9 protein-coding genes are annotated in these 15,126 nt (G+C 73.8%); 4 read left to right on the forward strand and 5 right to left on the reverse strand.

Features of this window, described 5'->3' with window-relative positions; translation table 11 throughout:
- Positions 1-126: 126 nt before the first annotated feature.
- Genes AB0C66_RS11185 through AB0C66_RS11195 form a run of 3 tightly spaced genes read right to left on the reverse strand, consistent with a single transcriptional unit; the run spans position 127 to position 5,113 of the window.
- The gene (locus tag AB0C66_RS11185) at positions 127-1,320 is read right to left on the reverse strand and encodes a VWA domain-containing protein (protein WP_362435876.1); all 1,194 of its coding nucleotides are present in this window, start codon (positions 1,318-1,320) and stop codon (positions 127-129) included.
- Positions 1,317-4,004 (reverse strand): DUF5682 family protein, encoded by a 2,688-nt coding sequence (locus tag AB0C66_RS11190; RefSeq protein ID WP_362435878.1) that lies wholly within the window; start codon positions 4,002-4,004, stop codon positions 1,317-1,319. Before AB0C66_RS11190 ends, AB0C66_RS11185 begins: the two co-directional genes overlap by 4 nt.
- A complete protein-coding gene (locus AB0C66_RS11195; protein ID WP_362436638.1) occupies positions 4,001-5,113 on the reverse strand; it encodes an AAA family ATPase in 1,113 nt (370 codons plus the stop codon). Before AB0C66_RS11195 ends, AB0C66_RS11190 begins: the two co-directional genes overlap by 4 nt.
- Positions 5,114-5,305: 192 nt before the next feature.
- On the opposite strand from AB0C66_RS11195, the gene AB0C66_RS11200 reads away from it, so the two are divergent.
- Positions 5,306-6,781, forward strand: a complete 1,476-nt coding sequence (locus AB0C66_RS11200) for an SWIM zinc finger family protein (protein WP_362435880.1) — start codon at positions 5,306-5,308, stop codon at positions 6,779-6,781.
- On the forward strand, positions 6,778-8,457 hold the full coding sequence (locus AB0C66_RS11205; RefSeq protein WP_362435882.1) for a DUF5691 domain-containing protein: 1,680 nt from the start codon (positions 6,778-6,780) through the stop codon (positions 8,455-8,457). The genes AB0C66_RS11200 and AB0C66_RS11205 overlap by 4 nt, the downstream gene beginning before the upstream one ends.
- Positions 8,458-8,899: 442 nt before the next feature.
- Here the strand turns inward: AB0C66_RS11205 and AB0C66_RS11210 are convergent, their stop codons facing one another.
- Positions 8,900-9,310 (reverse strand): cobalamin B12-binding domain-containing protein, encoded by a 411-nt coding sequence (locus tag AB0C66_RS11210; protein WP_362435884.1) that lies wholly within the window; start codon positions 9,308-9,310, stop codon positions 8,900-8,902.
- Between the two features lie 389 nt (positions 9,311-9,699).
- Between AB0C66_RS11210 and AB0C66_RS11215 the strand changes: the two genes are divergently transcribed.
- Together AB0C66_RS11215 and AB0C66_RS11220 are read left to right on the forward strand one after the other, a co-directional pair.
- Positions 9,700-10,485 carry an alpha/beta fold hydrolase gene (locus tag AB0C66_RS11215; RefSeq protein WP_362435886.1) on the forward strand — a complete coding sequence of 262 codons (786 nt, stop codon included), beginning with the start codon at positions 9,700-9,702 and terminating at the stop codon, positions 10,483-10,485.
- Positions 10,486-10,804: 319 nt separating this feature from the next.
- Positions 10,805-12,475 carry a M23 family metallopeptidase gene (locus AB0C66_RS11220; RefSeq protein WP_362435888.1) on the forward strand — a complete coding sequence of 557 codons (1,671 nt, stop codon included), beginning with the start codon at positions 10,805-10,807 and terminating at the stop codon, positions 12,473-12,475.
- A gap of 69 nt (positions 12,476-12,544) precedes the next feature.
- Here AB0C66_RS11220 and pcrA read toward each other — a convergent pair whose 3' ends face one another.
- On the reverse strand, positions 12,545-15,040 hold the full coding sequence (pcrA, locus tag AB0C66_RS11225; protein ID WP_362435890.1) for a DNA helicase PcrA: 2,496 nt from the start codon (positions 15,038-15,040) through the stop codon (positions 12,545-12,547).
- Between the last annotated feature and the right edge of the window lie 86 nt (positions 15,041-15,126).

Consider the following 15,126-nt stretch of genomic DNA (forward strand, 5'->3'; position numbering starts at 1 on the left):
GAGCGCGAACGTATCGACGCACCGACGCGCAGACAGGACGGACCTGCCAACCGGACGGTCGGATTCACGTCCGGGGCGACGGGGTTGATCCTTGCACGACGGACAGGGGGCCGCGCAAGCCCCCGGTCACTGATGCAGCGCCATGTCCGGTATCGGCAGTTGGCGCCGCTCGAGCGCCGCCGCCATCACCTCCGGGAAGAGATCGGGGGTGCAGGCGAAGGCGGGTGCGCCGAGTGCGGCGAGCGCCGCCGCGTGTTCGCGGTCGTAACTCGGCGCCCCTTCGTCGGACAGCGCGAGCAGCGCCACGAACTGCACCCCGGACGCCTTCATCGCCGCCACCCGCCCCAGCATCTCGTCCCGGATACCGCCCTCGTAGAGGTCGCTGATGAGCACCACGACGGTGTCGGCGGGCCGGGTGATCCTCGACTGGCAGTACGCCAGCGCCCGGTTGATGTCGGTACCGCCGCCGAGCCGGGTGCCGAAGAGGACGTCCACCGGGTCGTCGAGCTGATCGGTGAGGTCCACGACGGAGGTGTCGAAGACGACGAGCCGGGTGGCCAGCGAACGCATCGAGGCGAGCACCGCGCCGAACACGGAGGCGTGGACGACGGACGCGGCCATCGACCCGGACTGGTCGACGCACAGCACCACGTCCTTCTTCACCCCGCGCGCCGCACGCCCGTGACCGATCAGCCGCTCGGGGACGACCGTCCCGTGCTCGGGGAGGTAGTGGGCGAGATTGGCCCGGATGGTGCGGTCCCAGTCGATGTCCCGGTGACGCGGGCGGCTGATCCGGGCGGAGCGGTCCAGGGCGCCGGTGAGCGTGGCGCGGGTGCGGGTCGCCAGCCGCCTCTCCAGGTCCTCGACGACCTTACGGACGACGGCGCGCGCGGTGTTCCTGGTGGTCTCCGGCATCGCCTTGTTGAGCGTGAGCAAGGTGCCCACGAGATGGACGTCCGCCTCGACGGCCTCCAGCATCTCCGGCTCCAGCAGCAGCGCGGACAGACCGAGCCGGTCGATGGCGTCCCGCTGCATCACCTGAACCACCGAGGTGGGGAAGTACCGGCGGATGTCGCCCAGCCAGCGGGCCATCCGGGGTGCGGAGCCGCCGAGCCCGGCGGAGCGCGGACCGGACGCGGCGGCACCGCCGGTGGTGCCCGGGCCGTCGCCGCCCGGGGCCCCGTAGAGCGCTTCGAGGGTGCGGTCCATGGCGGCGTCGGCCCCGCTGAGCGAACAGCCGGTGCCGTCGGCCCCCTCCCCGCCCAGCACCAGCCGCCAGCGCCGCAGCCGCTCTTCGGTGTCGGGTGTGTGGGTGCTCATCCGGCTGCCTCCAGCGTGTGGTGGTGGACGGGGACGGGGGCTGGGCCGAGGCCCAGCAGCAGCCGCACCGTCGGCTCGGCGGCCGCCGCGCGGCCCGCGTCCAGCCCGGGCCCGAACCCGGGCGCCGCGGCCGCGGTTTGGGCGGTCGGCCCGCCGGTGCCGCCGTGGTGCGCCCCGGCCGGGCCGCGGCGCACCAGCTCGCCGAGGGTGCGGCGGACGCCCGTCTCGTACGCGGAGAAGGTACGCCGCAGCAGCGGCAGCACATCCGTGAACGCCTCGGCGGGCACGCCGGTCAGCCAGCGGTCGACGAACCCGAGCAGCCGTTCGTCGTGGACGAGCAGCATCCCGCCGCCCGCCTCGCCGCCGAGGAACCCCTCGATCCAGGCGGCGGCTTCGGCGGGCGCGGTGCCGGGCGAGAGGGCGAGTCCCATCAGCCGGGCGGCCTCGTCCTCGGCGAGCCGCCCGTCGTCCAGCAGCAACCGGGCGGCCCGCCCCCGGATCACCCCTGGAACCGCGGGCTCCGCGTCCCGCCCCGCGAGCCCCCGCAACATCCCGGCCCACCGCCCCCGCAACCCGCCCGGCTCCCCCGACGACCGTGCGCCACCGGCCCCCGCCGCGGTGACACCCGCCACCGCCTGGCCCTCAACCGGCCCCGACGCCGGTGCGCAACCGGCCGATACCTCCGCCGGACCCGCCGCTCCACCGTCGGCACCCGATGCGGCCTGCGCCATGGCGGGCGCCCCCCGCTCCGGCACCGGCACCTCTGCCGGACCCGGCGCGGACACCGGCGGCGGTACCACCGCGCCCACCGGCCCCGGTGCCCCCACACCGGCCCCCGCCGTGGCGGGCCCGCGTCCCGGTGGAACGTCGGCCGACGGGCGCGGGGTTTCCGCCAGGAGGGCGAGCGCGCGGTGGACGGATTCCAGGTGGGCGCGCATCTCGGCCGCGCCGTCGGGGTCGAGCCCCACGCAGGCGGGTGGGAGGCCGACGAGGATGCGCTCGGCGAGACCGGCCGCGACCTCGGTGAGGGCGGCGGTGTCGGTGGCGCGCACATCGCCGTAGCGCACCGACCGCACCAGCGACGGCAGCGCCTGGGCGAGATGGCCGACGTCGGCGTCGAGCGCCGCGCGGTCGGCGAGCGCGCGCATCACCACGGGCAGCGCCCCCGGCAGCCCGGCGAGCAGACAGCGCTCCGCCAACTCGGTGACCTCGGCGAGCGCCGTGGCGCCGACGGCCTCCGACTCCGCCTTGGCCGTGGCCGCGGACAGCACCGTGGTGCCCCAGACACCCGCCTCGGCCACCCGGACCGCCAACTCTGGCTCCCAGCGCAGCCGCCAGGTCTCGCGGAAGGTGCCGGTGCTGCCCCGGGAGGCGGCCGGGGTGCCCCAGTCGACGCCGAGCAGCCGCAGCCGGTGCAGCAGACGGCTGCGCGCGGTGTCGGTCTCCTTGCGCAGGTCCAGCTCCAGTTCGCGGTCCTGGACCTCCGGCTTGAGGCGCAGCGAACGCTGGGCGCGCGTCAGATCGCGCTGGAGCGGTACGGCCGGGGCCGTATCGGGCACCTCGCCGAGCGCGTCCCCGACGATCAGCCGGTCCCGCACCAGCGCGAGCGGCACCTCGGAGCCCTCGCACATCACCGCCTGGACGGCGTCCATGGTCTCGGCGAGCCCGGCGAGCGGGCGGCCGCGCATCGCGGCGAGGGTTTCGGCGAGCCGCACCGCCTCGATGACGTGGGCCGACGAGACGGCCATGTCCTCGTCCCGCAGCAGCCGGGCGACCTTGGTCAGCCAGCGCTCCAACGGCCGGTCGGGGGCGTGGAAGAGATGGCCGTACCAGCCGGGGGAGGTGATCCCGGCGCCATAGCCGCTGTGCCGGGCCAGCCTGCGGTGGGTCCACGGCACCCAGCTGAGCTCGGCCTTGACCTTGGGCAGCCCCCTGAGGAGCGCGCGGTCGGCGGTCACCGTGGTGCGCCGGGAGAGCGCGGGCACATGCCAGGCCCCGCAGACGACGGCGACCTCGTCCCCGAACTCCCGGCGCGCGTCGCGCAGTCGAAGCCGCATATGGGCCTCGCGGACGGCGTCGTCCTCATGGCCTCCGTCGCCGTACTCGGCCCGGAGCGCGGCCATGGCCTCGCCGACGGCGGCGAACGGAGCGAGGGGCGCGATCGGATCCGGGCCGGACCCGCCGCCCCGGTGCTCGACGACATCCTCCCACCAGCGCTCCGGATCGTCGTAACCGGCGGCCTCCGCGAGGGCCGCGAGCGGGTCGAGACGCACCCGCCCGGCCGGGCCCGGGTCCGGACCCGGAACCCGTTCCGGGTCCGCGCGCTCCGTGGCCGCCATGGCAAGCGAGTTCGCCGCCGGGAGGTCGATGAACCGCACCGGGACATCGCGGGCCAGCGCCCACCGGATCGCGGCCCACTCCGGTGAGAACCCGGCCAGCGGCCAGAAGCCCGCGCGCCCGGGGTCGTCGGCGGCGTGGGCGAGCAGCGCGACGGGCGGCCGCATGCCCTCGTCGGCGGCGAGCCGGACGATCGCGTCCGCCTCCGGGGGGCCTTCGATCAGCACCGCGCCGGGCTCGTACGCGTCGAGCGCCGCCCGGACCGCCCGCGCCGAACCGGGCCCGTGGTGCCGCACCCCCAGCAGCAGCGGCCATACGGCGCCCCCGGCGCCACCGCTTCCCGTCATGCGCTCACCTCGCGGCAGGCGCGGTAGAAGTCCTTCCAGCCGTCCCGCTCCCGGACGACCGCCTCCAGGTACTCCTGCCAGATGACCCGGTCGGCCGCCGGATCGCGGACGACCGCGCCCAGGATGCCCGCGGCCACATCACCGGCGCGCAGCACTCCGTCACCGAAGTGGGCCGCGAGGGCGAGCCCGTTGGTGACGACGGAGATGGCCTCGGCCGTGGACAGCGTGCCCGAGGGCGACTTGAGCTTCGTACGGCCGTCGGCCGTCACCCCCTGGCGCAGCTCGCGGAAGACGGTGACCACCCGGCGGATCTCGTCGACGCCCTCGGGGATCCCGGGGAGCTCCAGCGAGCGGCCGAGCTGGGCCACGCGCCGCGCGACGATATCGACCTCGTCCTCCGGGGTCGCGGGCAGCGGCAGCACCACCGTGTTGAAGCGGCGGCGCAGGGCACTGGACAGCTCGTTGACGCCGCGGTCGCGGTCGTTGGCGGTGGCGATGAGGTTGAACCCGCGGACCGCCTGGACCTCCTCCCCCAGCTCCGGTATCGGCAGCGTCTTCTCCGACAGGACGGTGATCAGCGTGTCCTGCACATCGGCCGGGATCCGGGTCAGCTCCTCCACCCGCGCGGTCATGCCCTCGGCCATCGCCCGCATCACCGGGCTGGGCACCAGCGCTTCCCGGCTCGGGCCGTGGGCCAGCAGCTGGGCGTAGTTCCAGCCGTAGCGGATGGCCTCCTCCGGCGTGCCCGCGGTGCCCTGGACCAGAAGGGTGGAATCGCCGCTGACGGCCGCCGCCAGATGCTCCGAGACCCAGGTCTTGGCGGTGCCGGGCACGCCCAGCAGGAGCAGCGCGCGGTCGGTGGCGAGCGTGGTGACGGCGACCTCGACGAGGCGGCGCGGGCCCACGTACTTGGGTGTGATCACGGTGCCGTCGGGCAGGGTGCCGCCGAGGAGATACGTGGCGACCGCCCACGGGGACAGCCGCCAACGGGCCGGGCGGGGCCGGTCGTCGGCGGCGGCGAGTGCGCGCAGCTCGGCCGCGAAGGCGTGCTCGGCGTGCGGACGAAGGACTTCCGTGGACTCGTTGGGCACAGTGGACTCGTTGGGCACAGTGGCTTCGGTGGCTTCGGTCCCGGACACAGTGACGGTCACAGCTCCCCCACAGATTCGTTCCTCGCTCCGTCGCCGGACGCGTGTTCCGGACGCTTGTTCCACCCTGCACCACCCCACTGACAATCCCCCCGGCCCCAACGAAGCCGCAGGTCACGGGAGTTGTCAGTGGGTGCTCGTACGGTCGGAGACATGAATCCGCAGGGGGAACGCTGGACGGCGGAGCGGGTGCTCGCGCTCGCTCCCGACACCGCTTCGCGCACGGCGGGCGGCAAGCTGGCCGCGGCCGGGCCGTGGTCGGGCGCGGGGGCGGGCGACGGAGGCGTGTGGGGGCAGTGCACGGGCAGCGGAGGCACGCCGTACCGGACGGTGGTGGATCTCAACGGGCCGGGATACCGGTGCAGTTGTCCGAGCCGGAAGTTCCCGTGCAAGCACGCGCTGGGGCTGTTGCTGCGGTGGGCGTCGGGGGGCGGCGAGGTGCCGGAGGGCGGTGAGCCGCCGGAGTGGGCCGCGGGCTGGCTGAGCGGGCGGCGCGAGCGCGCGGCGGACGGAGCGGGGCGGTTCGCCGGGGCCGGACCGGAGGCCGGGGCCGGTGGGGGCGCGGGCCCCGGGCGTCAGGGGCGGGGCGGGGGCGGCCCCGCCGATCCGGAGGCGGCCCGGCGCCGCGCGGAGCGGCGCGGCCGGCGCATCGCCGCGGGCGCCTCGGAGTTGGAGCGGCGCCTCGCCGATCTGCTGCGCGACGGGCTGGCCGCCGCCGACCGCGCGGGTTACGGGGCGTGGGACGAGACGGCGGCCCGGATGGTCGACGCCCAGGCCCCGGGCCTTGAGGCGCGGGTGCGGGAGCTGGCCGCCGTCCCCGGCTCCGGACCGGGCTGGCCCGCGCGGCTGCTGGAGGAGTGCGCGCTGGCGCATCTCCTCGGCCAAGGCTTCCTCCATATCGACGCGCTCCCGGAGGAGTTGGCCGCCACCACCCGCGCGCGGATCGGGGTCACCCTCCCGGTGGCCGAGCTGCTGGCCTCCGCCGAGCCGGTCCGGGACCGATGGCTGGTCCTGGGCCGCCAGGACAGCGCCGACGGCCGTCTGACCACCCGCCGCGTCTGGCTGCGCGGGGAGCGCACGGGCCGGATGGCGCTGCTGCTGTCCTTCGGCGCGGGCGGCCAGTCCCCGGAGCCGGCGCCGCCCACCGGGCTGCGGCTGGATGCCGACCTCGTGTACTACCCGTCCACCCGCCCCCTCCGCGCGGCCCTCGCCGAGCGCCGTGGCGCACCGCCGCACACCGCGTCGGACTCCGCGTCGTGGGGAGCGTCCGGGACCGTCCCGGACGCGCCGCCAGGCGGCGATGTGGTGACGGCCCTCACCGCGTACGGCGAGGCGTTGGGGCAGGACCCCTGGCTGGAGGGCTGGCCGGTGGTGCTGTCCGGGGTCACCCCGGTCCCGGGGGCGGGTGACGAGGGCTGGCAGCTCGCCGACACCACGACCGGGCTCGCCCTGCCCGTCGATCCCCGCTGCGCCGGGCGCACCGATCTGTGGCAGCTGCTGGCGATAGCGGGCGGCGGCCCGGTCACCGTCTTCGGGGAGTGCGGCCACCGCGGCTTCGCGCCGATCACCACCTGGGATCCGGAGCCGGTCCCGCTCACCGCCACCACCGCGCCGGGAGGCCGACGTTGACGACCCGCACCGCATGCCCGGCCACCACCTCCGGCGCCTCCTGGGACGAGCTCGTCGCCGCCGCGCTGCTCGGCACCGAGCGCCGTACGCCGCCCGTCACCCCGCGGCCGGGCCAGGACACCGCCGCCGCGCTGCTGGACGCCGCCGCGCTCAGCACCGTGCGGCGGCGGGCCGGGCTGCGGCCCGCGCCCGCGCGGCCCGCGGTGCCGCCCGCGCCGTCCGACCCCCGCCCGGCCCTGCCGTCCGCCGCCCGCGCCCGGCTGGCGCTGCTGCTCGCCGACCGCTCGGCGGCCGGGCGTGGCAGCCCGCGATCGGCGCCCGATCTCGCCGAACTGCTGCCGCAGTGGCTCACCCTGGCCAACCACCACGGCTACCGCGCGCCGGACGCCCTGCTCCCGGCGCTGCTCGACGCGGCCCGCGCCCGTACCGATCTGCGGCCCGAGGCGCTCACCCTCGGCGGACCGCGTGCGCTGTGGCTGGCCCGGCTCAACGCGGAGTGGAGATTCGCGCTGCGCGGCGGCACGTTCCGGGCCATCCTGCCGCCGGAGGGCGCCGCCCCCGCCGTACCGCCCGTCGATCCCTCCGCCGGGGCGGCGGGACCGGAGGCCGACGGGCGCTCGGATGCCCAGCGGCTCTGGGAGGAGGGGCTGTTCGCCGAGCGGGTGTCCCTGCTGTCCGCGGTCCGTCACCGCGATCCGGCGGCCGGGCTGGCGCTCCTCGGCGGCACCTGGGCGACGGAGCGGGCCGAGGACCGGCTGATGTTCCTGGACTCGCTGCGGGACGAGCTCTCCCCGTCCGACGAGCCCTTCCTCGAACAGGCCCTCTCCGACCGCAGCCGGAACGTCCGGGCGACCGCCGCCGAGCTGCTCTCCGCCCTGCCCGGTTCGGCGCTGGCCTCCCGCATGGCCGAGCGGGCGCGGGACTGTGTGTCGCTGACCGGCGCGGGAGGGATCGCCGTCGAGGCCCCGGCCGGATGCGACAGCGCGATGCAGCGCGACGGCATCGTGCCCAATCCGCCCTCCGGGCGCGGGGAGCGCTCATGGTGGCTGGGTCAGCTGGTGGAGGCGACACCGCTGGACCGCTGGACACAGTGGTTCGGCGGGCTCGGCCCCGCCGGGATCGTGGCGCTGCCGGTGGCGGACGGCTGGCAGCCGGATCTGCACGCGGCCTGGTGCCGGGCCGCCGTGCGGCAGCGCAGCGCGGAGTGGTCCCGCGCCCTGCTGGGCGCCCCCGCCCTGCCGCCCTACTCGGGCGACGCCGCCCCCGCCGCCTGGCGCGACCCGGCGAAGCTGCTGTCCGCGCTGCCCCCGGAGGAACGGGCCGGGTGGGTGGCCGAGTTCATCGCCTCCCACGGGCTGTCGGACGCCTTCCGGCTGCTCGGGGTCTGCGCGGTGCCGTGGGCCCAACCGCTCGGCCGGGCGGTGGTGGACGCGCTCGACATCGCCCGGGACGCGGGCAGCTACCCGTGGAGTTTCAGCGGGGTCATGGGGCTGGCCGAGCGGTGCCTCGACCCGGGCCAGGCGGACCGCCTGGAGGTGCTGACGGCGATACCGGCCGAGGACGAGGACACCGCGCCGGGAGCCGGTGGCTACTGGTCGGAGGCGTTCCAGCGGCTGGTGGGGACGCTACGGCTGAGGGAGACCATCCGCACCGAACTCGCCCCGCCCACGGACTGAACCCGCCCCCGCACCCCGCCCGTTCGGCCGCCGATGCGGCCGTATCGTGCGGCCCCCGACCGCTGGGGCCCGGCCCCCGGCGGTCCGCTGCCGAGCCGGAGGGGCGCCGCACCGTGCGGGACTGGGTCACAGGACCGGTCCGGCACCGGGCAGGGCGGTTCCCGCCACGCGACGCAAAGCCCTCGGCCGGACGCCCGGGCCGCAGGCCCCGTCGGCCTGTCGCCGCCGCGTCGCGCGGGGCCGCGAAGCCGCCCCGGCCGTGCGGCCACGCGACGCTCGGCAACGCGGCGAGGGCGCGAGACAGGGCTGCCAGACCTGGTGCGGCACCGGACAATGTGGTTCCGCCACGCCACGCGACGCCCTGGTCGACCGGGCCGCAGGCCCGGCGCGGCGCCGGGCCGCCACGCGCGGGGCGCGAGGCCGCACCCGCCGCGCGGGGGGCTCAGGCGGCTACGGGGCGGACGTTCTTCTGGACCCACTCCACGATGGACGTCGTCGTCGCACCCGGGGTGAAGATCTCCGCGACGCCCTGCTCCTTCAGCGGGGCGATGTCGTCCTCGGGGATGATGCCGCCGCCGAAGACCTTGATGTCCTCCGCCTCGCGCTCCCGCAGCAGCTCCAGCACCTTGGCGAAGAGCGTCATATGGGCGCCGGAGAGGATCGAGAGCCCGATCGCGTCGGCGTCCTCCTGGATCGCGGTGTCGACGATCTGCTCGGGGGTCTGGTGGAGCCCGGTGTAGATGACCTCCATACCCGCGTCGCGCAGCGCCCGCGCGATCACCTTGGCCCCGCGGTCATGGCCGTCCAGTCCCGGCTTGGCCACCACCACACGGATCGGACCGGTCACACCCATCACAGCCTCCAAGACCTAGCGCGCATCCGCGATCTGGCGCGCTTCCCCGTGAACGCAGAACGCACCCATGTGAACGAACGTTATCTCCAGCATCCCCTACCCGGCAGTTTCGCGGCGCGCAGCGAGGGGGAAATCACACGTGGGACACGTTCACTGAAGGCCGCACCCGGATCCGCGATCGCATCAGCCGCAGACGCTTCGGACGCCGGGTCGGCCACACCAGGGGAGCCGCAGCGGGGACCGCCGCACCGTGCAGCGCCGCCCATCGCCCATCGGCAGCAATTGGCATGGGCATGGCGCAGCCGGTGCGGCGGCGCGGTCACCGGCATGACCTCACCCATGGTCACGGCCACGGCTGCCCGGTCGGGCACACCGGGAGGTCGGCCGCCATGGGCCTCATTCGCTTTCGCGCCATCGCCCTCGACCTGGCGATACTCGCCGGACATCTGATGCTCTACCCCACCGGCGTCCTGCCGGAGCGGCCATCCGCGCCGCCGCCACCCGACGCCGCCGCCCGTCTCCCCACCGAGGGCCGGGCCCGCCGCCCGGTGGTGCTGCTCCACGGCTTCATCGACAACCGCTCCGTCTTCGTCCTGCTGCGCCGCGCCCTGCGCCGTCACGGCCGACAGCATGTCGAAGCGCTCAACTACTCACCGCTCACCTGCGACCTGCGCACCGCCGCCGCGCTCCTCGCCCGCCATGTGGAAGAGGTCTGCGCCCGCACCGGCCACCGCCAGGTGGATGTGGTCGGCCACAGTCTGGGCGGGCTGATCGCCCGCTACTACGTCCAGCGGCTCGGCGGCGATCTCCGCGTCCACTCCCTGGTGACGCTCGGCACCCCCCACGCGGGAACGCGGGTGGCGCCCTTGTTGTCCGCACATCCGCTCGTGCGTCAGATGTGCCCGGACTCCGATGTGATCGCGGAATTGCGGCAGCCTGCCCCCGAATGCCGTACCCGCATGATCTCTTTTTGGAGCGATGCGGATCAGTTGATGTTCCCGGCGGAGACGGCCCGGATAGACCATCCGGATGTGATCTCCCGGAACATTCGCGTCAGCGGAGTCGGACATCTGGCCCTACCTGTGCGTTCGGCGGTCGCCGCCGGGATCCTGGAGGCCCTGGACACCGCCGACGAGGCCCCGGTGGAGGCACCGGACACCTTCTCGGTGGCCTGAGCGAGGGCCTGGGCGAGGGCCTGGGCGAAGGCCCGACCCAGATCCGACCGAGGTCCGGCCGAGACCCCAGAACGGTCGGGCGAAGATCCAAAGAGGGCCCGAAGAGGACACCGGGACGGTCATACAAGGGCCTCGCGGGGACGGAAATTGCCGAACACCGATCGAACACCCGGCCAAGGAACCGCGTACAGTCCGCCGAAAGGCGACCAAATGCCCTTTCCCGAGATGCTCAAAACTTGCCGAAGATTGTCGCTGCCGCGTACCGCCGGGTACAGTCGCCGCTAATTCTCGTGCAGCCGAGGCGAAAGAGAAGTTGGTGGTGAACGACCGTCACCCGTCGGTGGGCTCCGGCTCACCCGACCCCGCTCCTGACGCCTCATATCCCCACTACGGGGCATACGGGCAGCAGCAGGACACAGCGCACGGCCACGCCGGGTACGACGGCTACTCCACCGGCAGCTACGACCAGCTCGGCGCCGCGTACGGCGACGGGGACCCGCTCTTCGGCGCGCTCCCCGGCAGCGACGGCGGCTACGACAGTTATGACGGCTACGCCTCCGGCCACAGCGGCCAGTACGACGGCTCCCAGTGGGGCGCCACGGGCCAGCACACCGGTACGTACAACATGGGCCACTCCGCCCCGTACGAGACCGGCGCCCATGAGACCGGCGCGTACGACACCACCGCGATGTGGGCCGCCTCCGGCTATCAGCTGCCGACCGACATCCCGGCCCAGCCGACCGCCGAGACCGGCGGCCAGTGGGACCTCGGTGCCTGGGGCGGCGCCGACACCATGGGACAGACGGATCTCGCGGGACAGACGGACCTCACCGGACAGTTCGACTCGACTGCCACCGGCCCTATGCAGATCCCCGCGCAGTGGGACAACTCCGGCGCGGCGTATGACTCCACCGCGTATGACACCACCACGTTCGACGCCGCCGCTCTCGACCACAACGGCTACGACACCGGCGCGTACGAGACCTACGACTCCTTCGACGGCTCGGATCTGAACTCGGGCGTCGACACCGGACAGACCCAGTTCTGGGACACCACCGCCTTCGCCACCGTCGGCGAGACGCCGCACGACATCCACCCCGATGCCCCCGAGGCCCCCGAGGCGGAACCGGAACCCGGGGCGGCGGCCGAACATGAGCCCGCGCCCGATGCCGACGCGTCGCTCCTGTCCCCGCCGTCGCCGCCCGCTCCGTCCGCCCGCCGTGGGAACGGCAGCGGCAACGGAAGGGCCCGCCGCCGGACCGTCTCCTCCCGCCCCAAGCGCTCCGCGCTCCTCACCGTCGCCGTCCCGTCCGTCTGCGCCCTCGGCGTCAGCGCGGTGGCCGCCGCCTCCGTCGGGATGAGCAACGACAAGAGTGACGGTGCGACCACCCAGGCCGCCCCCGACGCCGCGCCGCCCGTCAAGGCCGCCGCCGTCAACAGCAAGCTGGACACCCAGCTCGCCGAAGTCCGCGAGGGCGCCGACGACTTCCGCGACCGCGCCAGCCGCACCCAGGAGCGCATCGACCTCAAGGAGCGCCAGGCCGCCGAGAAGAAGCGCAAGGCCCAGGAGGCCGCGCGCAAGGAGGCGCTGCGCCCCAAGTTCGCGCTCCCCGTCACCCAACACGGTCTGAGCGCCACCTTCGGTCAGGCGGGTATCAACTGGATGTCCGTGCACACCGGTATCGACTTCCCGGTCAGCTACGGCACCCCCGTCATGGCCGCGACCGACGGCACCGTGCGCACCCAGTGGAACGACGCCTACGGAAACATGGTCATAGTGACCGGTCCGGACGGTACGGAGACCTGGTACTGCCACCTCAGCAGCGCCAAGGTCCGCTCCGGGTCCGTCAAGGCGGGCGACACCATCGCCTTCTCCGGGAACTCGGGCAACTCCACCGGCCCGCATCTGCACTTCGAGGTGCACCCCGGGGGCGGGGAGGCCATCGACCCGCTGCCCTGGCTGCGCGGCCACGGCCTCGACCCGTCGTAACCGGAACCGGAGCCGGTCGCAGATCCGGAACCGGGTCCGGACTCGTACTCGAGCCCGGACCCGGCCCCTTCACAACTTCTCGACCGGCGCGTACCGCAGCAGCAGCCGCTTCGGCTTCTCGTCACCGAAGTCGATCGTGGCCTCCGCGTTGTCCCCGCTGCCCTTCACCGCCACAACGGTGCCGAGCCCGAAGGTGTCATGGGTGACCCGGTCGCCCACGGCCAGCGAAACCGCGGGCCGTTCCTTCGCCCGCCGGGTGGCGAAACCGCTCGCCCCCGCCCGCGACCGCGACGATCCGCCACCGGAGAGCCCGGAGAACCCGCCGCCGCCCGCGATGGCGCCCATGGACGCCGACGGGGTGGCCGGACCGGTCCGGCGCCACCGCACATACTGGTCCGGGATCTCCTCCAGGAAGCGGGACGGCGGGTTGTACGCGGGCTGTCCCCATGCGCTCCGCATCGTGGAGCGCGTCAGATACAGCCGCTCACGCGCCCGTGTGATCCCCACATAGGCGAGCCGCCGCTCCTCCTCCAGCTCCTTGGTCTGGCCGAGCGCCCGCATATGCGGGAAGACGCCGTCCTCCAGACCGCTGAGGAAGACGACCGGGAACTCGAGCCCCTTGGCCGTGTGCAGCGTCATCAGCGTGATGACCCCGCTGCCGTCCTCATCCTCGTCCGGGATCTGGTCGGAGTCGGCGACCAGCGCGACCTGCTCCAGGAAGTCCGCGAGTGTGCCGGGATTCTCCTCGCCCCGGTCCTGCTCGAACTCCAGGGCCACGGCGGCCAGCTCCTGGAGGTTCTCGATCCGGGTCTCGTCCTGCGGGTCCGTGGACGCCTGGAGCTCGGCGAGATAGCCGGTGCGCTCGAGCACCGCCTCCAGCACCGTGGCCGGGCCCGCGCCCGACTCCACGATCGTCCGCAACTCCTCCATCAGCGTGTTGAACCGCTTCACCGCGTTCGCCGAGCGGGCCGCCATGCCGTACGCCTCGTCGACCCGGCGCAGCGCCTGCGGGAAGGTGATCTTCTCGCGGAGCGCCAGCGCGTCGATCATCGCTTCGGCGCGATCGCCGATACCGCGCTTGGGCACGTTCAGGATGCGGCGCAGCGGGACGGTGTCCTCGGGGTTGGCCAGCACCCGCAGATAGGCGAGGACGTCCCGGACCTCCTTGCGCTCGTAGAAGCGCACTCCGCCGACGACCTTGTAGGGCAGCCCGACCCGGATGAAGACTTCCTCGAAGACACGGGACTGGGCGTTGGTGCGGTAGAAGACGGCGACATCACCGGCCTTGGCGTCGCCCGCGTCCGTCAGCCGGTCGATCTCGTCGGCGACGAACTGGGCCTCGTCGTGCTCGGTGTCGGCGACATAGCCGGTGATGGTCGCCCCGGCCCCGGCCTCGGTCCACAGGTTCTTCGGGCGGCGGTTCTCATTGCGCTCGATCACCGCGTTGGCCGCGCTGAGGATGGTCTGTGTGGAGCGGTAGTTCTGCTCGAGCAGGATGGTCCGCGCCTGCGGGTAGTCCTCCTCGAACTGGAGGATGTTACGGATGGTGGCGCCGCGGAAGGCGTAGATGGACTGGTCGGCGTCGCCCACCACACACAGCTCACCGGCCGCGGTCTCCTCGGTGTCCGTGCCCACCAGCTCGCGCACCAGGGTGTACTGCGCGTGGTTGGTGTCCTGGTACTCGTCGACCAGCACATGGCGGAACCGGCGGCGGTAGTGCTCGGCGACATCGGGGAACGCCTGGAGCAGATTGACCGTGGTCATGATGATGTCGTCGAAGTCCAGCGCGTTGGCCTCGCGCAGCCTCGACTGGTACATCGCGTACGCCTCGGCGAGGGTCTTCTCCAAGCCGTCCGACGCCTGCCCGGCGAAGGTCTCCTCGTCGATCAGCTCGTTCTTCAGGTTGGAGACCTTGGCGCTGAACGACTTGGGCGGGAACCGCTTGGGGTCCAGGTCGAGATCACGGCAGACCAGCGCCATCAGCCGCTTGGAGTCGGCCGCGTCATAGATCGAGAACGATGAGGTGAAGCCCAGCTTCTTGGACTCGCGGCGCAGGATCCGGACACAGGCGCTGTGGAAGGTGGAGACCCACATGGCATGGGCCCGCGGGCCCACCAGCTCCTCCACCCGCTCCTTCATCTCGCCCGCCGCCTTGTTGGTGAAGGTGATGGCGAGGATCTGGCCGGGGTGCACTCCGCGCGCGCCGAGCAGATACGCGATGCGGTGGGTGAGCACCCGGGTCTTGCCGGAACCGGCGCCCGCGACGATCAGCAGGGGGGTGCCGGTGTGCTCGACCGCGGCCCTCTGCTGCTCGTTCAGCCCCTCGAGCAGGGCGGCCGGATCCACGGGGGGCCGCGCCGCGCCGTCCCGGTAATACGCCTCCCGGGGCACGCTCGGCACCGGCTCGTCGTGCGCACCGCTGAAGAGGTGGTGCGGTACGTCCTCGCCACCGCCGGAGCCATGGTGCTCGGGGACCTCATGGCCCTCGTGGTCCTCGGGCGGCGGGTGCTCCTCGCCCGAGGGCCCGAGGTCCGCCAGGAAGCTGTCGTCAAAGAGGCTGCTCATCGCTGACCGAGTCTAGGCCGCGCCACTGACAGCCCACGTACGAACATCACGAAACGGTTTCGGGCAAATCACCCACCAGCCTTCAC

Origin of the sequence: Streptomyces sp. NPDC048636 (assembly GCF_040650655.1) — a bacterium.
GTDB lineage: Bacteria > Actinomycetota > Actinomycetes > Streptomycetales > Streptomycetaceae > Streptomyces.

Bases quoted from the DNA above. Each gene is read 5' to 3' on its own strand.
- AB0C66_RS11215 (WP_362435886.1), top strand. From the start codon at position 9,700: ATGGGCCTCATTCGCTTTCGCGCCATCGCCCTCGACCTGGCGATACTC.
- AB0C66_RS11190 (WP_362435878.1), bottom strand. From the start codon at position 4,004: ATGACGGGAAGCGGTGGCGCCGGGGGCGCCGTATGGCCGCTGCTGCTG.
- AB0C66_RS11200 (WP_362435880.1), top strand. From the start codon at position 5,306: ATGAATCCGCAGGGGGAACGCTGGACGGCGGAGCGGGTGCTCGCGCTC.
- pcrA (WP_362435890.1), bottom strand. From the start codon at position 15,040: ATGAGCAGCCTCTTTGACGACAGCTTCCTGGCGGACCTCGGGCCCTCG.
- AB0C66_RS11185 (WP_362435876.1), bottom strand. From the start codon at position 1,320: ATGAGCACCCACACACCCGACACCGAAGAGCGGCTGCGGCGCTGGCGG.
- AB0C66_RS11210 (WP_362435884.1), bottom strand. From the start codon at position 9,310: ATGGGTGTGACCGGTCCGATCCGTGTGGTGGTGGCCAAGCCGGGACTG.